Source organism: Bacillus sp. L381 (assembly GCF_030284525.1).
Taxonomy (GTDB): Bacteria; Bacillota; Bacilli; order Bacillales; family Bacillaceae; genus Bacillus; species Bacillus amyloliquefaciens.
The window spans coordinates 597,096-619,139 of sequence record NZ_CP127224.1; the positions used below are offsets into that span (position 1 = coordinate 597,096).

17 protein-coding genes, 2 tRNA genes, 3 rRNA genes and 1 pseudogene are annotated in these 22,044 nt (G+C 47.3%); 19 read left to right on the forward strand and 4 right to left on the reverse strand.

Annotated elements, in window-relative coordinates; translation table 11 throughout:
- Positions 1-87: 87 nt before the first annotated feature.
- The 10 genes from QRX25_RS02925 (at position 88) to tsaD (ending at position 8,915) form a co-directional block, all read left to right on the forward strand.
- Positions 88-1,637 (forward strand): 16S ribosomal RNA (locus tag QRX25_RS02925).
- A 174-nt stretch (positions 1,638-1,811) separates the two neighbouring features.
- A 23S ribosomal RNA gene (locus QRX25_RS02930) occupies positions 1,812-4,741 on the forward strand.
- 51 nt (positions 4,742-4,792) lie between these two features.
- Positions 4,793-4,908 (forward strand): 5S ribosomal RNA (gene rrf, locus QRX25_RS02935).
- Together the 16S, 23S and 5S rRNA genes with 2 tRNA genes alongside form the textbook arrangement of a ribosomal RNA operon.
- 19 nt (positions 4,909-4,927) lie before the next feature.
- Positions 4,928-5,004 (forward strand) — tRNA-Met (locus QRX25_RS02940).
- Between the two features lie 11 nt (positions 5,005-5,015).
- Positions 5,016-5,092, forward strand: a tRNA-Asp gene (locus QRX25_RS02945).
- A 184-nt stretch (positions 5,093-5,276) separates the two neighbouring features.
- Positions 5,277-6,254 (forward strand): thiamine-phosphate kinase, encoded by a 978-nt coding sequence (thiL, locus tag QRX25_RS02950; protein ID WP_212100493.1) that lies wholly within the window; start codon positions 5,277-5,279, stop codon positions 6,252-6,254.
- 15 nt (positions 6,255-6,269) lie between these two features.
- Positions 6,270-6,746 carry a tRNA (adenosine(37)-N6)-threonylcarbamoyltransferase complex ATPase subunit type 1 TsaE gene (gene tsaE / locus QRX25_RS02955; protein WP_115998128.1) on the forward strand — a complete coding sequence of 159 codons (477 nt, stop codon included), beginning with the start codon at positions 6,270-6,272 and terminating at the stop codon, positions 6,744-6,746.
- On the forward strand, positions 6,727-7,416 hold the full coding sequence (gene tsaB / locus QRX25_RS02960) for a tRNA (adenosine(37)-N6)-threonylcarbamoyltransferase complex dimerization subunit type 1 TsaB (protein ID WP_013351178.1): 690 nt from the start codon (positions 6,727-6,729) through the stop codon (positions 7,414-7,416). The genes tsaE and tsaB overlap by 20 nt, the downstream gene beginning before the upstream one ends.
- 10 nt (positions 7,417-7,426) lie before the next feature.
- Positions 7,427-7,882: a ribosomal protein S18-alanine N-acetyltransferase gene (gene rimI / locus QRX25_RS02965; RefSeq protein ID WP_013351179.1), complete on the forward strand. Its 456-nt coding sequence runs from the start codon at positions 7,427-7,429 to the stop codon at positions 7,880-7,882.
- The gene (gene tsaD, locus QRX25_RS02970) at positions 7,875-8,915 is read left to right on the forward strand and encodes a tRNA (adenosine(37)-N6)-threonylcarbamoyltransferase complex transferase subunit TsaD (protein ID WP_065980835.1); all 1,041 of its coding nucleotides are present in this window, start codon (positions 7,875-7,877) and stop codon (positions 8,913-8,915) included. The genes rimI and tsaD overlap by 8 nt, the downstream gene beginning before the upstream one ends.
- Positions 8,916-9,138: 223 nt before the next feature.
- Here the strand turns inward: tsaD and QRX25_RS02975 are convergent, their stop codons facing one another.
- Positions 9,139-11,067, reverse strand: coding sequence for an ABC-F family ATP-binding cassette domain-containing protein (locus QRX25_RS02975; protein WP_065980836.1), 1,929 nt, complete (start codon positions 11,065-11,067; stop codon positions 9,139-9,141).
- A 139-nt stretch (positions 11,068-11,206) separates the two neighbouring features.
- Here QRX25_RS02975 and moaC point away from each other — a divergent pair, with 139 nt between their 5' ends.
- From moaC to tatC, 4 genes are read left to right on the forward strand one after another with little or no spacing between them, the layout of a single operon-like run.
- On the forward strand, positions 11,207-11,719 hold the full coding sequence (gene moaC / locus QRX25_RS02980) for a cyclic pyranopterin monophosphate synthase MoaC (protein ID WP_003155986.1): 513 nt from the start codon (positions 11,207-11,209) through the stop codon (positions 11,717-11,719).
- A complete protein-coding gene (locus QRX25_RS02985; protein WP_013351182.1) occupies positions 11,716-12,363 on the forward strand; it encodes a redox-sensing transcriptional repressor Rex in 648 nt (215 codons plus the stop codon). The genes moaC and QRX25_RS02985 overlap by 4 nt, the downstream gene beginning before the upstream one ends.
- 18 nt (positions 12,364-12,381) lie before the next feature.
- On the forward strand, positions 12,382-12,552 hold the full coding sequence (tatAY, locus tag QRX25_RS02990; RefSeq protein ID WP_003155981.1) for a sec-independent protein translocase protein TatAY: 171 nt from the start codon (positions 12,382-12,384) through the stop codon (positions 12,550-12,552).
- A 6-nt stretch (positions 12,553-12,558) separates the two neighbouring features.
- A complete protein-coding gene (gene tatC / locus QRX25_RS02995; protein WP_088612253.1) occupies positions 12,559-13,320 on the forward strand; it encodes a twin-arginine translocase subunit TatC in 762 nt (253 codons plus the stop codon).
- 39 nt (positions 13,321-13,359) lie between these two features.
- Here tatC and QRX25_RS03000 read toward each other — a convergent pair whose 3' ends face one another.
- Positions 13,360-13,551, reverse strand: coding sequence for a YdiK family protein (locus tag QRX25_RS03000; protein ID WP_003155975.1), 192 nt, complete (start codon positions 13,549-13,551; stop codon positions 13,360-13,362).
- Complete coding sequence (locus QRX25_RS03005; protein WP_115998124.1) at positions 13,548-14,282, reverse strand: CPBP family intramembrane glutamic endopeptidase; 735 nt, start codon at positions 14,280-14,282, stop codon at positions 13,548-13,550. Before QRX25_RS03005 ends, QRX25_RS03000 begins: the two co-directional genes overlap by 4 nt.
- A gap of 236 nt (positions 14,283-14,518) precedes the next feature.
- On the opposite strand from QRX25_RS03005, the gene groES reads away from it, so the two are divergent.
- The 4 genes and pseudogenes from groES to QRX25_RS03025 all read left to right on the forward strand — a co-directional run bounded on the left by groES (position 14,519) and on the right by QRX25_RS03025 (position 18,173).
- A complete protein-coding gene (gene groES, locus QRX25_RS03010) occupies positions 14,519-14,803 on the forward strand; it encodes a co-chaperone GroES (RefSeq protein WP_013351185.1) in 285 nt (94 codons plus the stop codon).
- Between the two features lie 41 nt (positions 14,804-14,844).
- Positions 14,845-16,479, forward strand: coding sequence for a chaperonin GroEL (gene groL, locus QRX25_RS03015; protein ID WP_013351186.1), 1,635 nt, complete (start codon positions 14,845-14,847; stop codon positions 16,477-16,479).
- Positions 16,480-17,065: 586 nt separating this feature from the next.
- A pseudogene (locus tag QRX25_RS03020) lies at positions 17,066-17,363 on the forward strand (hypothetical protein); the annotation flags it as partial.
- A gap of 210 nt (positions 17,364-17,573) precedes the next feature.
- Positions 17,574-18,173, forward strand: a complete 600-nt coding sequence (locus QRX25_RS03025; RefSeq protein ID WP_249199319.1) for an alpha/beta hydrolase family protein — start codon at positions 17,574-17,576, stop codon at positions 18,171-18,173.
- Between the two features lie 103 nt (positions 18,174-18,276).
- On the opposite strand, the gene QRX25_RS03030 is transcribed toward QRX25_RS03025, so the two are convergent.
- Positions 18,277-20,763, reverse strand: coding sequence for a tetratricopeptide repeat protein (locus QRX25_RS03030; RefSeq protein ID WP_212100500.1), 2,487 nt, complete (start codon positions 20,761-20,763; stop codon positions 18,277-18,279).
- Between the two features lie 201 nt (positions 20,764-20,964).
- Here QRX25_RS03030 and gutB point away from each other — a divergent pair, with 201 nt between their 5' ends.
- Positions 20,965-22,026, forward strand: a complete 1,062-nt coding sequence (gutB, locus tag QRX25_RS03035) for a sorbitol/xylitol/iditol dehydrogenase GutB (RefSeq protein ID WP_212100503.1) — start codon at positions 20,965-20,967, stop codon at positions 22,024-22,026.
- Positions 22,027-22,044 lie beyond the last annotated feature (18 nt).

Below are 22,044 nucleotides of genomic sequence, written 5' to 3' on the forward strand. Positions count from 1 at the left end.
ATGTGCGTAGTCAGTCAAACTAAGGTCTGCACGACGCAGATCACACAGACGTTACTGCAGGATGCAGTGAACTTAGTCTGTGATCCATTATCGGAGAGTTTGATCCTGGCTCAGGACGAACGCTGGCGGCGTGCCTAATACATGCAAGTCGAGCGGACAGATGGGAGCTTGCTCCCTGATGTTAGCGGCGGACGGGTGAGTAACACGTGGGTAACCTGCCTGTAAGACTGGGATAACTCCGGGAAACCGGGGCTAATACCGGATGCTTGTTTGAACCGCATGGTTCAGACATAAAAGGTGGCTTCGGCTACCACTTACAGATGGACCCGCGGCGCATTAGCTAGTTGGTGAGGTAACGGCTCACCAAGGCGACGATGCGTAGCCGACCTGAGAGGGTGATCGGCCACACTGGGACTGAGACACGGCCCAGACTCCTACGGGAGGCAGCAGTAGGGAATCTTCCGCAATGGACGAAAGTCTGACGGAGCAACGCCGCGTGAGTGATGAAGGTTTTCGGATCGTAAAGCTCTGTTGTTAGGGAAGAACAAGTGCCGTTCAAATAGGGCGGCACCTTGACGGTACCTAACCAGAAAGCCACGGCTAACTACGTGCCAGCAGCCGCGGTAATACGTAGGTGGCAAGCGTTGTCCGGAATTATTGGGCGTAAAGGGCTCGCAGGCGGTTTCTTAAGTCTGATGTGAAAGCCCCCGGCTCAACCGGGGAGGGTCATTGGAAACTGGGGAACTTGAGTGCAGAAGAGGAGAGTGGAATTCCACGTGTAGCGGTGAAATGCGTAGAGATGTGGAGGAACACCAGTGGCGAAGGCGACTCTCTGGTCTGTAACTGACGCTGAGGAGCGAAAGCGTGGGGAGCGAACAGGATTAGATACCCTGGTAGTCCACGCCGTAAACGATGAGTGCTAAGTGTTAGGGGGTTTCCGCCCCTTAGTGCTGCAGCTAACGCATTAAGCACTCCGCCTGGGGAGTACGGTCGCAAGACTGAAACTCAAAGGAATTGACGGGGGCCCGCACAAGCGGTGGAGCATGTGGTTTAATTCGAAGCAACGCGAAGAACCTTACCAGGTCTTGACATCCTCTGACAATCCTAGAGATAGGACGTCCCCTTCGGGGGCAGAGTGACAGGTGGTGCATGGTTGTCGTCAGCTCGTGTCGTGAGATGTTGGGTTAAGTCCCGCAACGAGCGCAACCCTTGATCTTAGTTGCCAGCATTCAGTTGGGCACTCTAAGGTGACTGCCGGTGACAAACCGGAGGAAGGTGGGGATGACGTCAAATCATCATGCCCCTTATGACCTGGGCTACACACGTGCTACAATGGGCAGAACAAAGGGCAGCGAGACCGCGAGGTTAAGCCAATCCCACAAATCTGTTCTCAGTTCGGATCGCAGTCTGCAACTCGACTGCGTGAAGCTGGAATCGCTAGTAATCGCGGATCAGCATGCCGCGGTGAATACGTTCCCGGGCCTTGTACACACCGCCCGTCACACCACGAGAGTTTGTAACACCCGAAGTCGGTGAGGTAACCTTTTTGGAGCCAGCCGCCGAAGGTGGGACAGATGATTGGGGTGAAGTCGTAACAAGGTAGCCGTATCGGAAGGTGCGGCTGGATCACCTCCTTTCTAAGGATTTTAACGGAATATAAGACCTTGGGTCTTATAAACAGAACGTTCCCTGTCTTGTTTAGTTTTGAAGGATCATTCGATTCTTCGAGATGTTGTTCTTTGAAAACTAGATAACAGAAGTAATTCACATTCAATTGTAATGCAAGATATCACGTAGTGATTCTTTTTAACGGTTAAGTTAGAAAGGGCGCACGGTGGATGCCTTGGCACTAGGAGCCGATGAAGGACGGGACGAACACCGATATGCTTCGGGGAGCTGTAAGCAAGCTTTGATCCGGAGATTTCCGAATGGGGAAACCCACCACTCGTAATGGAGTGGTATCCATATCTGAATACATAGGATATGAGAAGGCAGACCCGGGGAACTGAAACATCTAAGTACCCGGAGGAAGAGAAAGCAAATGCGATTCCCTGAGTAGCGGCGAGCGAAACGGGACCAGCCCAAACCAAGAGGCTTGCCTCTTGGGGTTGTAGGACACTCTGTACGGAGTTACAAAGGAACGAGGTAGATGAAGAGGTCTGGAAAGGCCCGCCATAGGAGGTAACAGCCCTGTAGTCAAAACTTCGTTCTCTCCTGAGTGGATCCTGAGTACGGCGGAACACGTGAAATTCCGTCGGAATCCGGGAGGACCATCTCCCAAGGCTAAATACTCCCTAGTGACCGATAGTGAACCAGTACCGTGAGGGAAAGGTGAAAAGCACCCCGGAAGGGGAGTGAAAGAGATCCTGAAACCGTGTGCCTACAAGTAGTCAGAGCCCGTTAACGGGTGATGGCGTGCCTTTTGTAGAATGAACCGGCGAGTTACGATCCCGTGCAAGGTTAAGCAGAAGATGCGGAGCCGCAGCGAAAGCGAGTCTGAATAGGGCGAATTGAGTACGTGGTCGTAGACCCGAAACCAGGTGATCTACCCATGTCCAGGGTGAAGTTCAGGTAACACTGAATGGAGGCCCGAACCCACGCACGTTGAAAAGTGCGGGGATGAGGTGTGGGTAGGGGTGAAATGCCAATCGAACCTGGAGATAGCTGGTTCTCTCCGAAATAGCTTTAGGGCTAGCCTCAAGGTAAGAGTCTCGGAGGTAGAGCACTGATTGGACTAGGGGCCCCTACCGGGTTACCGAATTCAGTCAAACTCCGAATGCCGATGACTTATCCTTGGGAGTCAGACTGCGAGTGATAAGATCCGTAGTCGAAAGGGAAACAGCCCAGACCGCCAGCTAAGGTCCCAAAGTATACGTTAAGTGGAAAAGGATGTGGAGTTGCTTAGACAACCAGGATGTTGGCTTAGAAGCAGCCACCATTTAAAGAGTGCGTAATAGCTCACTGGTCGAGTGACTCTGCGCCGAAAATGTACCGGGGCTAAACGTATCACCGAAGCTGCGGACTGTTCTTCGAACAGTGGTAGGAGAGCGTTCTAAGGGCTGTGAAGCAAGACCGGAAGGACTTGTGGAGCGCTTAGAAGTGAGAATGCCGGTATGAGTAGCGAAAGAGGGGTGAGAATCCCCTCCACCGAATGCCTAAGGTTTCCTGAGGAAGGCTCGTCCGCTCAGGGTTAGTCGGGACCTAAGCCGAGGCCGAAAGGCGTAGGCGATGGATAACAGGTTGATATTCCTGTACCACCTCCTCACCATTTGAGCAATGGGGGGACGCAGGAGGATAGGGTAAGCGCGGTATTGGATATCCGCGTCCAAGCAGTTAGGCTGGGAAATAGGCAAATCCGTTTCCCGTGAAGGCTGAGCTGTGATGGCGAGCGAATTATAGTAGCGAAGTTCCTGATTCCACACTGCCAAGAAAAGCCTCTAGCGAGGTGAGAGGTGCCCGTACCGCAAACCGACACAGGTAGGCGAGGAGAGAATCCTAAGGTGATCGAGAGAACTCTCGTTAAGGAACTCGGCAAAATGACCCCGTAACTTCGGGAGAAGGGGTGCTCTGTTAGGGTGCAAGCCCGAGAGAGCCGCAGTGAATAGGCCCAGGCGACTGTTTAGCAAAAACACAGGTCTCTGCGAAGCCGTAAGGCGAAGTATAGGGGCTGACGCCTGCCCGGTGCTGGAAGGTTAAGAGGAGCGCTTAGCGTAAGCGAAGGTGCGAATTGAAGCCCCAGTAAACGGCGGCCGTAACTATAACGGTCCTAAGGTAGCGAAATTCCTTGTCGGGTAAGTTCCGACCCGCACGAAAGGCGCAACGATCTGGGCACTGTCTCAACGAGAGACTCGGTGAAATTATAGTACCTGTGAAGATGCAGGTTACCCGCGACAGGACGGAAAGACCCCGTGGAGCTTTACTGCAGCCTGATATTGAATGTTGGTACAGCTTGTACAGGATAGGTAGGAGCCTTGGAAACCGGAGCGCCAGCTTCGGTGGAGGCATCGGTGGGATACTACCCTGGCTGTATTGACCTTCTAACCCGCCGCCCTTATCGGGCGGGGAGACAGTGTCAGGTGGGCAGTTTGACTGGGGCGGTCGCCTCCTAAAAGGTAACGGAGGCGCCCAAAGGTTCCCTCAGAATGGTTGGAAATCATTCGCAGAGTGTAAAGGCACAAGGGAGCTTGACTGCGAGACCTACAAGTCGAGCAGGGACGAAAGTCGGGCTTAGTGATCCGGTGGTTCCGCATGGAAGGGCCATCGCTCAACGGATAAAAGCTACCCCGGGGATAACAGGCTTATCTCCCCCAAGAGTCCACATCGACGGGGAGGTTTGGCACCTCGATGTCGGCTCATCGCATCCTGGGGCTGTAGTCGGTCCCAAGGGTTGGGCTGTTCGCCCATTAAAGCGGTACGCGAGCTGGGTTCAGAACGTCGTGAGACAGTTCGGTCCCTATCCGTCGCGGGCGCAGGAAATTTGAGAGGAGCTGTCCTTAGTACGAGAGGACCGGGATGGACGCACCGCTGGTGTACCAGTTGTTCTGCCAAGGGCATCGCTGGGTAGCTATGTGCGGACGGGATAAGTGCTGAAAGCATCTAAGCATGAAGCCCCCCTCAAGATGAGATTTCCCATTCCGCAAGGAAGTAAGATCCCTGAAAGATGATCAGGTTGATAGGTCTGAGGTGGAAGTGTGGCGACACATGGAGCTGACAGATACTAATCGATCGAGGACTTAACCAATTTTGAATGTATGCTTCCTGTTATCTAGTTTTGAGAGAACACTCTCAATAGTTTGGTGGCGATAGCGAAGAGGTCACACCCGTTCCCATGCCGAACACGGAAGTTAAGCTCTTCAGCGCCGATGGTAGTCGGGGGTTTCCCCCTGTGAGAGTAGGACGCCGCCAAGCTTTTCTAAAATTTTACCATCGCGGGGTGGAGCAGTTCGGTAGCTCGTCGGGCTCATAACCCGAAGGTCGCAGGTTCAAATCCTGCCCCCGCAACCAAAAATAAAAATGGTCCGGTAGTTCAGTTGGTTAGAATGCCTGCCTGTCACGCAGGAGGTCGCGGGTTCGAGTCCCGTCCGGACCGCCATTTTCATTGTAAACGAAACGATCATGTTTTCGTTTTTTTTTTGTGTTTTCTTTTAAATGCTGGCAGCTTGGTATCTAACCAAGCTTTCTTTTATATCGTTAAAGTCTTGGATATTGAAACATAATCCGATACACTAGAAAGAGCTGTATTTCACAAGAGCGTCAGAAAGGGAGACGGGAGAAACATGGACGAGTTTGATTTGATTCACAGTATTACGCCGCATACGCATTATCATCCTTCCGTCAATGTAGGGATCGGTGATGATGGTGCGGTTTATACAGCGTCATCTCATATGCAGCAAATTGTCTGCCTTGATACGATGGTGGAGGATGTCCATTTTAAATCAGAGTATTCCTCTCCTCAAGATATCGGTTATAAGGCGCTTGCTGTTAACATTAGTGATGTGGCGGCGATGGGAGGCATTCCGAAGTTTTATCTGGTATCTCTTGCGGTTCCTTCTTGCTGGCAGAAAGCTGATGTCCAGGCAATGTATGAAGGGATGGCGGAACTGGCGAAACTATACCGGATGGATTTGATCGGAGGAGATACCGTCTCCGCTTCCGGTCAAGCCGTTATTACCGTTACTGTCATCGGAGAAGTCGAAAAGGATCGCGCTTGTCTGCGAAGCTCGGCAAGACCAGAGGATGTTGTTTTTGTTACGGGAGATATCGGTTCGTCCGCAGCTGGGCTGTCTCTTTTATTGGGAGAAACACCTCCCTCTGCTTTTCACACGAGTGATTATTTTATCCAAAAACATAAACGGCCCGTTCCTAGGGTCCAGGTCGGCCGCTTTTGCTCTCAGCTTCAGCGCGCGGCTCTGAATGATATCAGTGACGGATTGGCCAGTGAACTTCATGAAATAGCTGAGTCAAGTTCAGTTACGATAGAAATTGAAGAACAGCTTCTGCCCGTGCATCCGGATTTACCCGAGGCGGATCCTCAGTGGGAGAAATGGGTGTTATTCGGCGGTGAAGATTTTGAATTGGTTGGAACGGTATCTCAGCAAGATTGGGCTTCTTTGCTTGATTACTGCACTCAATCAGGTATTCCGATTGCGAAGATTGGAGCAGTTTCTGAACGGAAGGAAGCAAGTGTTCTTTTGACAGCCAATGATCAGAGACAAATCGTCCTTGAGAAAAAAGGATACAATCATTTTAAATAAGACGGGTGACTCACTTTGAAGACATTACAATGGAGAACGAAAAACCCCGAAGAAACAAAAGCCGTTGCCAAGCTCGCCGCTTCTTTGGCAAAGCCGGGAGACATTCTGACACTGGAAGGCGACTTAGGCGCGGGAAAAACGACTTTTACAAAGGGTTTTGCCGAAGGTCTGGGAATCACGAGAGTGGTAAACAGCCCGACTTTTACAATTATAAAAGAATACCATGACGGTTCGCTTCCTCTATATCATATGGATGTTTATCGCATGGAGGATGAAAGCGAAGACTTGGGACTTGAAGAATACTTTGAGGGACAAGGCGTCTGTTTAATTGAATGGGCTCATTTAATTCAGGAGCAGCTGCCTGCCGAACGGCTGCAGATCGTCATCACGAGAGCCGGTGATGAGGAAAGGGACATTACCTTTACGGCTTGCGGAACACGGTATGAAACGCTTTGTGAGGAGATAAGTAAACATGACAATACTGGCAATTGATACGTCAAATTACACGCTGGGTGCCGCGCTCGTTCGTGAGAAGACGGTGATGGCGGAGTATATTACATATTTAAAAAAGAATCATTCCGTGCGGGCGATGCCTGCTGTTAATTCATTGCTGGCGGATTGCGGTTTAACACCGCAGGACCTTACGAAAATAGTAGTGGCGAAGGGGCCGGGATCGTACACAGGTGTCAGAATCGGTGTGACGCTGGCGAAGACATTGGCCTGGTCGCTGAAGCTTCCGATTTCCGCTGTATCGAGCCTGGAGGTGCTGGCGGCTAACGGACGGCACTTTCAAGGGCTGATCTGCCCGTTATTTGATGCCCGTCGCGGACAAGTGTATACGGGTCTTTATGAATATCAGGACGGCCGATTACAATCCGTTCTTCCTGATCAGAATGTGCTTTTGACTGATTGGCTCGGCATGCTGAGAGAAAAAGCGTCTCCGGTTTTATTTTTAGGGCACGATACAGCCATTCATGAAGAAACCATTAAACATGAATTGGCTTCTCAAGCAGTGATAGGAACGGCTGCGCAGCATAATCCGCGGCCGTCAGAGCTGGCGTTTTTAGGCTTGGAAAAAGAAGAAGCGGATGTCCACAGCCTTGTTCCGGATTATTTGCGTCTGGCAGAGGCTGAAGCGAAATGGATGGAATCTCAAAAATAGGGTGATGGGGATGAAAACGAAAACGGCGATTCGAAGCATGCGGCCGGAAGATATTGATCAAATTTATGAAATTGAAACAGCATCCTTCACTTCTCCGTGGACGAAGGATTCATTTTATCATGAGCTTTTGGAAAATCCGTATGCGCACTACCTTGTCATTGAAAAGGACGGCTGTCTGGCCGGGTATTGCGGAATCTGGATTATTATAGATGACGCGCAGATTACGAATATAGCCATTAAGCCGGAATACCGGGGCCAATCATTGGGAGAAGCGCTGTTTGGCTCTGCGATAGAATTGTGCAGAGAAAAAAAGGCAAGAAGGCTCTCTCTCGAAGTCAGGGTATCAAATCATCCCGCCCAATCCTTATATAAAAAATTCGGTCTTCAGGCCGGAGGAATCAGAAAACAATACTATACAGATAACGGGGAAGATGCGTTATTAATGTGGGTGACATTACATGAGTGAAAAAAAAGATATTTATGTATTAGGAATCGAAACAAGCTGTGATGAAACAGCGGCTTCAGTCGTAAAAAACGGGAAAGACATCATTTCAAACGTTGTCGCTTCTCAAATTGAAAGCCATAAACGGTTCGGCGGGGTCGTTCCTGAAATTGCGTCCAGACATCATGTGGAGCAGATTACCCTTGTGATTGAGGAAGCTCTTTTACAAGCGGAGTTGGGCTTTGATGACCTTGACGCGATTGCCGTAACGGAAGGACCGGGACTTGTCGGGGCCCTTTTAATCGGTGTCAATGCGGCAAAGGCGTTAAGCTTCGCCCATCAAATTCCGTTAGTCGGCGTTCATCATATTGCCGGCCATATTTATGCAAACAGGCTGATAGGAGAGCTTCAGTTCCCGGCGCTTGCTTTGGTTGTGTCGGGCGGACATACAGAATTGGTTTATATGAAAGAGCACGGTTCCTTCGATGTTATCGGTGAAACGCTGGACGATGCAGCAGGTGAAGCTTACGACAAAGTGGCAAGAACGATGGGGCTTCCTTATCCAGGAGGGCCGCAGATTGATAAGCTGGCTGCTGTGGGAACGGACTCTATTCCGCTTCCGCGCGCGTGGCTGGAAGAAGGATCTTACAATTTCAGCTTCAGCGGCTTGAAGTCAGCCGTTATTAACACGCTTCATAACGCCTCGCAAAAAAATGAGGTGATTCCCCCTGAGGATCTTGCCGCGAGCTTTCAGCAGAGTGTCATTGATGTACTGACGGCAAAAACCTCTAAGGCCGCGAAAGAATATGGGGTTAAACAAGTCCTGCTTGCAGGGGGCGTAGCCGCGAACAAGGGATTGAGAACCGCGCTGCAGCAGGAATTCAGCCATGCGGGAGATCCTGAACTTATCATCCCGCCGCTTTCATTATGCACGGACAATGCAGCGATGATTGCGGCTGCCGGAACTGTTGCTTTTGAAAAGGGGATTCGGGGTTCATATGATATGAACGGACAGCCCGGTTTGGAATTAATGTCTTTTGATCGTCTCACGTTGTAAAACGTGAGGCTTTTTTTGACTTATTAACAGATAATTTTAACATATCCACAGGTTTGTGAATATATTCAGAAATCCAGACTGGATAAGGGGTTGCGAGTTGTGAGTAAAGTGGATAAAGTCAGAAAATTTTGTGGATAGTGTGTATAAAGCGCTTACTTAAATGGCTGACAAGGAAGAAAGCTGTGGATAAAAAAGCACCCCTTAAAGAGGTGCTTGACTTTTACTATTCTTCTGATGAGAGTTCTTCCCATTCCGCTAGTAATTGTTCCAGCTCTTGATTCAGTGCCTCGTTCTCAGCGTGAATGGTCTGTACCTTTTCATGATCCTGATACACCTCAGGGTCGCACAGCAGCTCCTCATTGGCGCTGATTTTCTCTTCGGCGGATGAGACGGCCGCTTCGATTTCTTCAATGCGTCTCAGGCGCTGACGTTCTTTCTTCTTCCATTCTTTTTCTTCTTCATATGTTCTTTTCGTGTCTTGTTTGACCTTGCCGGCAGGCTGTGCTTGCTCTTTTTCCTGCCGCTTCATTTCTTCCAGTTCCAGCTGCTGGGCTTTTTTCTCGGTGTAATAGTCATAGTCACCCAAATATTCTTCTGCATGATCCGGAGACAACTCCAGCACCCTTGTGGCGATCCTGTTAATAAAGTAGCGGTCATGCGATACAAATAACAGTGTGCCCGGATAGTCGATCAGGGCGTTTTCCAGCACTTCTTTACTGTCCAGGTCAAGGTGGTTTGTCGGTTCATCAAGGATGAGAAAGTTTGCTTTTTGAAGCATCAGCTTGGCAAGCGCGACTCTTGCTTTCTCACCGCCGCTTAAAGAACGGACCGGTTTCAGGACATCGTCTCCGCTGAACAGAAAGTTGCCGAGGCATGTTCTGATCTCTTTTTCCGGCATGTCCGGATATTCATCCCATAGCTCGTCCAAAACGCGTTTGGACGAGGTCAGTTCAGCCTGCTCCTGATCGTAATAGCCGATTGTGACATTGGAACCGTACGAGATCGACCCGGATTCCGGACTGAGCATGTTCATAATGGTTTTCAGCAAGGTTGACTTGCCGATTCCGTTGGGTCCGACAAGGGCGGCGCTTTCGCCTCTTGTAACGCCGAAGGTCAGGTTTTTCAAGAGCGGAGGCTGGCCGTCGTAGCTGATGGAGACATCCTGTACGCGAAGCACGTCGTTGCCGCTCTGTTTTGTAATTTCAAAACGGAAGGCCGCTGATTTTTCATCACCGAGCGGCTTTGCCATGACGTCCATCCGTTCAAGCTGTTTTCGTCTGCTCTGGGCTCTTTTTGTTGTTGATGCTCTGGCCAGATTGCGGTCGACAAAATCTTGAAGCTTGGCGATTTCGTCCTGCTGTTTTTCATACAGCTTCAGGTCTTTCTCGTACTGCTCGGCTTTTTGCTCTAAATAGGCGCTGTAGTTGCCGAGGTATTTTTTGCTTTCTGTCCGTGAGACCTCGTACACTTGGCTGACCACTTTATCAAGAAAGTATCTGTCGTGGGAGACGATCAGGATGGCGCCTGAATATCCCTGTAAATAATGCTCAAGCCATGTGAGCGTGTCGATGTCGAGATGGTTCGTCGGTTCATCCAAAATAAGCAGATCAGGCTGGGTCAAAAGCAGCTTTCCAAGCGCAAGTCTTGTTTTCTGACCGCCGCTCAAGCTTTGTACTTTCACGGAATCGTCAAATTTGCCGAAGCCGAGGCCGTGAAGGACAGACCGGACATCCGCTTCATATTGATAGCCGCCTTTATTCTTGAAGTCCTGCTGAAGCCTGTCATAGGTTTTCATCAGCGTCTCAAGCTCCGCCGGGGCGGCAGTGGCCATCTTTTCTTCAATAGAGCGCATTTCTTTTTCCATTGCTTTCAGGAAATCAAAAACACTCAGCAATTCTTCTTTTATGGTAAGCTGAGATTCCATGCCTGTGTGCTGGGCAAGGTATCCCATCGTTAATTCTTTCGGTTTGATTAATTCACCCTTTTCATATGAAAGGTGACCTGCGATAATTTTAAGGAGAGTTGATTTGCCGGCGCCGTTTCTGCCTACAATGGCGATGCGATCCCGGGATCTGACTTCAAGCTTTATATTGTTTAAAATAGGATCAGCGCCAAAAGATTTGGATAGCTGATTAATTTGTAAGATCATCATATTATTTCACCTCTGTTATAATAAGTTAAGTGTAGCTTATCAACCTGCTGTCAGCAAACAATACATCAGAATTGGAACATTATAGGATAAGACATCAGGGAGAAAATAGTGTATGATCAGAAGTAAGGAGAGTTTAAATATGAATGGATTTTCTCATTTTAATGAAGAAGGCCGTGCCCGCATGGTGGATATAAGCGATAAATCTTCAACAGTCCGTACTGCCGCTGCGATATCCAGCGTACACATGAAGCATGACGTGTACAGCAGAATCAAAAACCGGGAGATCGGAAAAGGAGACGTGCTGGCTGTCGCACAGGTGGCAGGAATTATGGCTGCAAAGCAGACGTCAGCGATTATCCCGATGTGCCACCCGCTTTCTTTAAGCAGCGTAGACATTTCATTCGGCTGGGAGGAAAAGGATTCCGAAGCCGTTCTTCATATACAGGCAAGCGTAAAAACGAAAGGGAGTACAGGTGTGGAAATGGAAGCGCTAACTTCCGCTTCAGTCTGCGCATTGACCGTTTATGACATGTGCAAGGCGCTGGATAAAGGAATGGTCATCGGCCCGACCTGCCTCATGGAAAAAACGGGCGGCAAAAACGGTGATTTTAAAAGAGATGCATCTGAGTATAAAGTGGAGGACCAATCATGAACAAGGATCAATCAAAAATTCCGCAGGCGACGGCAAAAAGGCTGCCGCTTTATTATCGCTTTTTAAAGAATTTACACGCGTCAGGAAAGCAGCGTGTTTCCTCAGCCGAACTGAGCGATGCGGTAAAAGTCGATTCGGCCACGATCCGCCGGGATTTTTCCTATTTCGGGGCGCTCGGCAAAAAAGGATACGGCTATAATGTGGATTACCTGCTGTCATTTTTCAGAAAAACACTGGATCAGGATGAAACGACGAACGTCATTTTGATCGGTGTCGGGAATTTAGGGACGGCGTTTCTTCACTATAATTTCACAAAAAATAATAACACAAAAATATCTATGGCTTTTGATGTGAATCAGAGTAAAATAGGAACTGAGGTAGGCGGTGTGCCTGTCTTTGATCTTGATGATTTAGAGCTTCACATTAAGGATGAACCCGTGGCGATTCTCACCGTTCCGGCGGTTGCCGCCCAGTCAATCACCGACCGGCTCGTGGCGCTCGGAATCAAGGGAATCCTTAACTTTACGCCGGCCCGTTTGAATGTGCCGGATCACATTCGAATTCATCATATAGATTTAGCTGTAGAGCTTCAATCATTGGTTTATTTCTTAAAGCATTATTCTGTTTTGGAAGAAATTGAATAACGAAAGGAGGAGCTGCACATGATCGGTCCTGGAAGCCTGGCGGTTATCGGTGTGGTGGCGGTGATTATTTTCGGTCCGAAGAAGCTTCCCGAATTAGGAAAAGCTGCGGGGGACACGCTTCGTGAATTTAAGAACGCTACTAAAGGATTAGCCGGTGAAGAAGAGGAAAAAAAGAAAGAAGAACAGTAAGATAGGATGACACGTATGAGAGTGAATCAAATGACGCTTGTGGAGCATATTGCCGAACTTCGGAAACGATTGCTGATTGTGGCGTTATCCTTTACGGTTTTCTTTATTGCCGGCTTTTTTCTGGCAAAACCTATCATTGTGTATCTTCAAAAAGCCGATGAAGTAAAAGAGCTCACCCTTAATGCTTTTAACCTGACGGATCCGCTGTTTATCTTTTTGCAGTTCGCGTTTATTATCGGCATCATTTTGACTTCGCCGATTATTCTATATCAGATTTGGGCGTTTGTCAGTCCGGGGCTGTATGAGAAGGAGCGCAAAGTAACACTCAGCTATATTCCGATTTCAATCGTGCTGTTTGTCAGCGGTGTGTCATTTTCTTATTATATTTTATTTCCGCTGGTCGTTGATTTTATGAAGCGGGTTTCGAATGACTTGGATGTCAATCAGGTGATCGGAATCAGCGAGTACTTTCATTTTCTGCTGCAGCTGACGATTCCGTTCGGGCTGCTGTTTCAGATGCCGGTGCTGATCATGTTTTTGACGAGGCTCGGTGTTATAACGCCGATGTTTTTATCGAAAATCAGGAAGTACGCGTATTTTGTGCTGCTTGTGATCGCCGCGATGATTGCGCCGCCTGAGCTGCTGTCTCACTTGATGATTACGATTCCGCTTTGCATTTTATACGAGATCAGTATTCTTATCTCAAAAGCGGCGTATCGGAAAAGGCAGACCGGCAGCAGCGAATCTGACCAGGATGTATCAGCATAAAAAAAGCCATTTCTCAATGATGAGAAATGGCTTTTTCTTTTATTTTTGATTTTTCTTCACTTTAAATGAGAAAGCGAACATTTTAAACGAGATGCTGATATTATAAGCGGCGAAAACCATCAGCAATATGGAATAAAAAGACCACATGCTTCCCGGCGAGCTTGCGGCCAAATACGTAAAGATACAGCCGACTGCGAAATAAATCAAGCCCCAAGTCATTGGGTTCCTCATACAAACAATCCTCCAATAATTAATTGCATTTGCTCACTATGCTGTTCAATATATTTTTGGGCGGGGCCGAGCTGCATGACCACGACAATGGTATTCATCATGACATGAGCGAATATCGGCACAATAATCCGTTTCGTCTGCACATACAAGAACGCAAAGGTAAAGCCCATAGCCGTGTAAAGCAGCAGGTGTGTGAGGTCCTGGTGCACAATGCCGAAAACGACGGAACTGATCAGTCCGGCGATAAAGAAATTCGTTTTTTCATATAATACGCCGAAGATGATCTTCCGGAAAATGATTTCTTCGAGAATCGGACCGACGATAGAAGAAACGATAATCATGAGCGGCATGGCTTTAATAATGTTGAGAATGGCTTTCGTGTTTTCCGAACCGCTGTTCACGTGAAAGACATACTGCTCAATCATCCCGGCGATTCCCTGAGAAAATAAAGCGAGCCATATTCCCGCGACCGCCCAAAGAATGGACATGCCGGCGGATGCTTTCTTCCCATTTCTTAATGTCTGCTTCGGCGCGGTTCTCAAAATCAGGAGAACGATAATCAGGCAGATAAAAAAGCTTACGACGGAATAAATCCCCTGAGCCATGGTGAGATTCGCATTCGTAGGCTGCCCGCCCGCATAGCCGAATCTGTACATTAAAGGAATGCCGATCAATGCAGAAAGCTGCATGATAACATATGTCAAAATGATATACCAATACTGTTTTCTCAAATGATATGTACTCCTTTATCCTATAAAATCAACTTATTTGTTCTTATTGTAACACAAGTGAACTTGACGTGAAAAAAGGAGAAAATCGGTGTAAGAGAGAATCATGTAAGCGTGAAAATTTTTTATTCTTATGACTTGAAATTGGAAGTGAGATTCTTTATTATAATAAATGTGTTAGCACTCTTTAGAGCTGAGTGCTAAAATTACATATTCATACTATTGAGGAGGTTATTTCATTGTTAAAGCCATTAGGTGATCGCGTTGTCATTGAACTCGTAGAATCTGAAGAAAAAACTGCCAGCGGAATCGTATTACCGGATTCTGCAAAAGAAAAGCCGCAAGAAGGCAAAATCGTGGCAGCTGGTTCAGGTCGCGTGTTGGAAAGCGGAGAGCGCGTTGCTTTAGAAGTAAAAGAGGGCGACCGCATTATCTTCTCAAAATACGCCGGTACTGAAGTGAAATACGAAGGTGCTGAATACTTAATCTTACGTGAAAGCGACATTTTAGCTGTAATCGGCTAAGCAAATAAATACTTTTAAAAATTCGAGGAGGTTTCGTTAACATGGCAAAAGATATTAAGTTTAGTGAAGAAGCACGCCGCGCTATGCTTCGCGGTGTCGATGCGCTTGCTGACGCTGTAAAAGTAACTTTAGGGCCAAAAGGACGCAACGTGGTTCTGGAGAAAAAATTCGGTTCTCCGTTAATTACAAATGACGGTGTGACAATCGCAAAAGAAATTGAACTTGAAGATGCGTTTGAAAACATGGGTGCGAAGCTTGTAGCTGAAGTAGCCAGCAAAACAAACGACGTTGCCGGTGACGGTACGACGACTGCGACTGTGCTTGCGCAAGCTATGATCCGCGAAGGCCTTAAAAACGTAACTGCGGGAGCTAATCCTGTCGGCGTGCGTAAAGGTATGGAACAAGCCGTAACCGTGGCAATCGAAAACTTAAAAGAAATTTCTAAGCCGATCGAAGGCAAAGAGTCTATCGCTCAGGTTGCTGCGATCTCTGCTGCTGATGAGGAAGTCGGAAGCCTTATCGCTGAAGCAATGGAGCGCGTAGGTAACGACGGCGTTATCACAATCGAAGAGTCTAAAGGCTTCACAACTGAGCTTGAAGTTGTTGAAGGTATGCAATTCGACCGCGGATATGCGTCTCCTTACATGGTGACTGACTCTGATAAGATGGAAGCGGTTCTTGATAATCCTTACATCTTAATCACAGACAAAAAAATCACAAACATTCAAGAAATCCTTCCTGTGCTTGAGCAAGTTGTACAGCAAGGAAAACCATTGCTTCTGATCGCTGAAGATGTTGAAGGTGAAGCTCTTGCTACACTCGTTGTCAACAAACTTCGCGGCACATTCAACGCTGTTGCCGTTAAAGCTCCTGGCTTCGGTGACCGCCGTAAAGCAATGCTTGAAGACATCTCTGTTCTTACTGGCGGAGAAGTAATCACAGAAGATTTAGGTCTTGACCTGAAATCTACTGAAATCGGACAATTGGGACGCGCTTCTAAAGTTGTGGTAACGAAAGAAAACACAACAATCGTAGAAGGCGCCGGCGATACTGAAAAAATCGCTGCACGCGTCAACCAAATCCGCGCTCAAGTGGAAGAAACAACTTCTGAATTCGACAGAGAAAAATTACAAGAGCGTCTTGCGAAACTTGCCGGCGGCGTAGCTGTCATCAAAGTCGGCGCTGCGACTGAAACTGAGCTGAAAGAGCGTAAACTTCGCATCGAAGACGCCCTCAACTCAACTCGCGCAGCTGTTGAAGAAGGCATCGTATCCGGCGGTGGTACAGCGCTTGTCAACGTATATAACAAAGTCGCTGCAGTTGAAGCTGAAGGCGATGCGCAAACAGGTATCAACATCGTGCTTCGCGCGCTTGAAGAGCCAATCCGTCAAATCGCGCACAACGCGGGTCTTGAAGGATCTGTCATCGTTGAGCGCCTGAAAAACGAAGAAATCGGCGTAGGCTTCAACGCTGCAACTGGCGAATGGGTAAACATGATCGAAAAAGGTATCGTTGACCCGACAAAAGTTACACGTTCTGCACTTCAAAACGCAGCTTCTGTAGCAGCAATGCTCCTAACAACTGAAGCGGTTGTTGCTGACAAACCAGAAGAAAATGCCGGCGGCGCAGGAATGCCTGACATGGGCGGCATGGGCGGTATGGGCGGCATGATGTAAAACCGACAAAAAACCCTTGATTTACAAGGGTTTGTCGGCAACGGACGTCATTTTTGATGCCCTCTTGGATGCCATCTATAAATTTTCGAGGCTTCTCATAAGTTCACCGAACTTGTGAGAAGCTTCTTTTTTTTGTCTTTTGTAGTTTGATTTTTTCAGCATTATTCTATATCGATTTTTCAATAGTTTTGATAATCCCGATTTGAACTATTCAATTGACCAAAATACAAAATTCCACCGGCTCAGGTACCTGTTTACGTCTTCTTTGACAACGCCTTACGATAACTTCAGTAAACTGCATTTCTGTTATGATAATAAAAAGGGTTTGAAAATTATTTGTCCAAACCTCTGTTACCTCTCTCTCTATTGTAGACAGAAGACTATATTGGTATCCTCTCATACGACAAAAAAAGCTACAGTTATCTAAATAAATAGTGTCACCAACTCTCTTAGACGGTTTCCCCAAGGAAAGCACTGTCAAAGAGAAATCCTTTTAAAATGTCTATTTGTGCTGCTTTTTTTAGCTGCTAAAAGACAATTTTTTCCTTGAGATTAGAAACTAGTCTTTTATGTTAAAGCAATAGAAATGATATCCGACCCCCAAAAATTCACTGTTGATGGAGTTAGATTCTTGATAACATCCGTCCCGACTCTATGAAGACAGACAATCCAATAATCAACTCTGATATTAGTTTTTTATGATTATCAAGGAGGACGTAATAGTGCATTTCTCAAAAATGATAGATCGTTTGGCTTTATATGATTTACATAGAAAAAGAAGCAAAGATAAACATTTTTCTGCTGCTTTTACAGCCGACATAGATGATAGAGAGGAATTTTACAGTGCGAATATAGCTGATGTTTCAATTGATTTGAATGAATCTAAAAAAAATTATAGGGTTGGAACATTTCGTTATGAATCCTTAATTCGAACGGGGAATCTCGTTAATGATACTTTAAAAGGGGAGGTTTTTTTAAATGAAAATGATATAGATCAACCCAATGTCATCTTTGTACACGGCTGGCGCATGGATTCGTACAATAGGATCAAAAAAATATTTCACAATCGTATAATGAACGATTTAGGTTGGAACATGTATTATTATTCTCTTCCATACCATTTCGAAAGAGAACCGGAAAGTTCACTGTATAGTGGCGAGTTGATGATTAGTGCAAATATTGATCGTACAGTTGAGTCGACAAGACAGGCTATTGTAGATTTACGTGCGTTAATTCACTGGATAAAAGCAAATAAAAAAGGCCCTGTTATCATAGTGGGAGTAAGCTTAGGGGGATGGGTTACTAATCTAATTGCTACCTTAGATTCTCAAATTGATGTAGTGGTATCAATCTTTTATGCCAATCGCCTTTCTTATTCGATATGGAATACAACCCCAGGTAAATACATAAGAAAAGAATTAGAACAAAATGGTGTGGCCTATGAAGATTTAATAAAATATTGGGATATCACAGATCCTAGTCAAGCCTTGCCGAAAGTTAATAAAGATAACATACTGCTGATTTCTGCTAAGCACGATCAATATATTGACTTAAAAGATGCAGATTACTTATGGGAAAGCTGGGGGAAACCCACAAGATACCTCTACAATTGTGGTCATTCCGGTATTGTTCTTTGTCGCAAAAAGCTGGCAAATGATACGCTTTCCTTTATACGAGAAAGAATACATACGTGAAAACCTGGTTCAGTACATCTGTAGACCTTAAAGGCCAACTGCGACTTGAGTTGGCCTTTTCTATTTATTAATAAAGAAACTGAGTCAGATTGCAGACAGAGTACTAGTCGTTTTCTTTAATCACCATTGCCAGTTCTTCCACCTCTCCCCGAATCCCAATCCCAGGCTCCCACGAATCAATCAGACGAATTGCCTTCTGATTCGATTCCATTGCTTTCCGTTTTTCTCCTTTTCGGTACATCAGCTGTGCCATTCCGTAATAGTAATAGATCAGCTCAACTTGATTGGCGTTATGTTTGTCATAGAGCATTTGTTCAAAGGCTTTTTCCGCTTTTTCGAGCTGATCACACTTCACGTAAGCCATGCCCAAATTGAAATAGGCTTCTATCGTTTTTTCGCCGCCGTATGCGGCGCTGGTTGTGTTTGCCGCTTCGTATAAAGTGATGGCTTCTTCGTAGTGAGAACGGGCGAAACTCAGGTCGCCGCGGACCAGAAGAACCCTGTGCCGGATAATGGGGGAGACGGGCTGATCTTTGATGTCGTCCAGCATTGCTGCCGCTTTTTCCGGGTCTCCGGTTTTTAACAGCAGCCTCGATTGAAGGGCGAGCCCCCATACTTTCAAGTCGTGATCCGACCCGCCTGATTGTTCAAGAATCTTCAGTCCGGCTTCTACCTGCTGCAAAGCTCCGTCTAAATCATTGACTTCCATCAGCGCCCAGCCTGCCGTGTCGATCCGAAAGTATGCTTCCCGCGTGTGTTCGCCTGATTGACGGGCGGCATCGGCGGCTTTTAATCCGTATTCGATTCGCAGGGGCAGGTTGATTCTGCTAAAAAAATGACTGATACGGGTGATGAGTTCGATCAGGATTTCATGTTGTCCGGTTTCGCTTGACCATTCGATGACCTTTAGGATATTCGGCCATTCCTTTTTCATTTGCTCTAAATTCCGTCCCAGCAGATAGCTCCAATAGACAGAATTGGGCTGTTCCCGTTTTATATGGGTTTCCGCATAATCAATATAATAATGCGCCCAGCGGCTGCGGGCTTCTTTTTCAAAATCATGATGTTCGGATAAGTGCTGTTCTCCGTAAGCAACAACTGTTTGATGCGCTGAGTACTGTGTTCTTCCTTCGTTTCGTTCCGGCTGAATCAGGGCATATGACCGCATTTGTTCAATAGCGAAATGAAAACGGCGGGCGTCTAATCCGGCCGCTGCCGCTAAACTTTTCTCATCAGGGGGCTTAGCGAAAAAGCAAAGCGTCTGCCAGAGTTTCCGTGTGTCTTCATGACATCTGTCCCATGTGCGGCCAAAGAGAACCTCAAACAATTCCAATAATGAGTAGCCCGCTTGTTTAAGTTCTTGAATGAGCTGCGGAGCGGGGATGTCGTCGTCCGACATGTAAGCGATGCTGAGTGCCATCGCCTTCGGGTTGCCGGCGGCTGCCGAGATGAATTCATTCTTAAGGACAGGCGATAGCTGCAACAGCTGTTCCAGCTTTTCCCGTTTTTGCGGGAGGTTGCATGTTTGCAGACAGCGGTGCACTTCTTGCTGAAAAAATTCAAGGGCATCCGTTTGCTCAAGGCCGCTCAGCTGGATGGCCGCCATTTCTCCGAGGCCGTCCCGGTATGTTTGTTTTACGTTTTCCCGTGCCGTAAGGAGGACTTTTACGCCTTGCGGAAGACCGAGGATAAATTCATGAATGTCACGCTCCGCCATATCGATGCTGTCAATGATCAGCAGTACTGGTTTTTCGTTTGAATGAGCGGCTAATGCATTGCGGACGACGAATCGTTTCTCGTTGATTGATTTGTCGATTTGTTCGGTGCGTCCGAGCTGATAGGCGATCGTGTTTAAAAAATCGCTGAAGCTCAATCCTTTCCAGTCAGCGCTGATCCAGATGATGCTGCTGAATGCCGGCCAATCTGAAGAACCTCCGATACACGAATAGGCCGCTTCAAGAGCGGTTGTCGTTTTTCCCATGCCCGCCCAGCCGGTGATTAAACAGACCGGTGACGGAGACAGCATCCATTGCCGGATCGCTTCCATGTCAAAGCCGCGGCCGATAAAGTTCCCGGTCCGGCGTGACGGCAGGTTATGTGTGACGGGCTGTTCTGTAAGCGCATTCGTTTCAATGCCGGGGCTGTCCTGAAACAGCCGCTTCACTGCCTTTTCAACATCTTCATCACTCGGCGCTCCGAATGATCCGTCTTTCCGGAGTATTTTTGCTTTTTTTAGACAGGACGCTGTCCAAACGGGCAATGCGGGTTTGATGACGGGAATGGTGGTGGTTTCCAGAAGGCCGGTCAGCCATTCAGGACCCATGTCAGTCTTTTCTATAATGATCCAGATCATTCCGAACAGTTTTCCGTCGTCCATTCGTCCGGGGATATAGTTTGCGCCCATCTGTCCGATCCAGCTTTTGATCGTGTTAGAGGAAACGCCTAATCTGAGTGCAATTTTGTCTATATAAGTCTGTCCTGCTTTTACGTTTTTTGTCCTTTTGACTTTGTAATCAGGATGAAGTTTCAGCGATTTGACAGCAGGTGCCAGCAGTTCTGCAAATTGTATCCGGTTTTCTAGTTCAGCCATTTAGCCTGCACCTCCTATTAGTACTATTTTATCAATTCAGTGTTTTTTGTATATGAAAAAATAAAAAGTACAGTGCGGCTGTCCTTTTATACAGCAGGAAAGGCTGTTGAACGTCTTGAAAAGAAGTTAAAATGGTGGCAGTAACAGAGAAAACAAAAATGTATGCACTTACATTTCAGAGCAGAGAAAGGAATTTGCCAAATGACTCACAAAGTGCCTCAAAACATGAAAGCGGCAGTTATGCATAACACGAGAGAAATCAAAATCGAAACATTGCCCGTCCCTGACATCAATCATGATGAAGTGCTGATAAAGGTGATGGCTGTCGGAATTTGCGGATCGGATCTGCATTACTATACAAATGGCAGAATAGGCAATTATATAGTGGAAAAACCATTTATCCTCGGTCATGAATGCGCGGGAGAAATTGCCGCGGTCGGATCGTCTGTCGATCAATTCAAGGTGGGAGACCGTGTCGCTGTCGAACCTGGTGTTACGTGCGGACGATGTGAGGCGTGCAAGGAAGGGCGTTATAATCTTTGTCCGGATGTGCAGTTTTTGGCGACACCGCCGGTTGACGGCGCGTTTGTCCAATATATCAAAATGCGTCAGGACTTTGTTTTTTCGATTCCGGATTCTCTTTCCTATGAAGATGCGGCTTTGATTGAACCGTTTTCTGTCGGCATTCATGCGGCCGTGAGAACGAAGCTTCAGCCCGGGGCAACGATTGCGATCATGGGAATGGGCCCTGTTGGGTTAATGGCCGTTGCGGCAGCGAAAGCATACGGGGCAAGCACAATCATTGTGACCGACTTGGAGCCGCTGCGGTTAGATGCCGCGAAGAAAATGGGAGCGACGCACGTCATTAATATCCGGGAACAGGATGCCGGTGAAGAAATCAAAACGATCACAAATGGCAGAGGCGTTGATGCTGCTTGGGAAACAGCGGGGAATCCGGCGGCATTGCAATCCGCACTGGCTTCCGTGCGCCGGGGCGGAAAATTGGCGATTGTCGGTTTGCCTTCTCAGAACGAAATCCCGCTCAATGTGCCGTTTATTGCAGATAACGAGATTGATATATACGGGATCTTCCGTTATGCCAATACGTATCCGAAGGGAATTGAATTTCTCGCTTCCGGCATTGTGGACACGAAGCATCTTGTAACGGATCAGTATTCACTGGAGCAGACACAAGAGGCGATGGAACGGGCATTCCAATTTAAAAATGAATGCTTAAAAGTGATGGTGTATCCAAATCGCTGAGTGAATGGGGAGGATCTT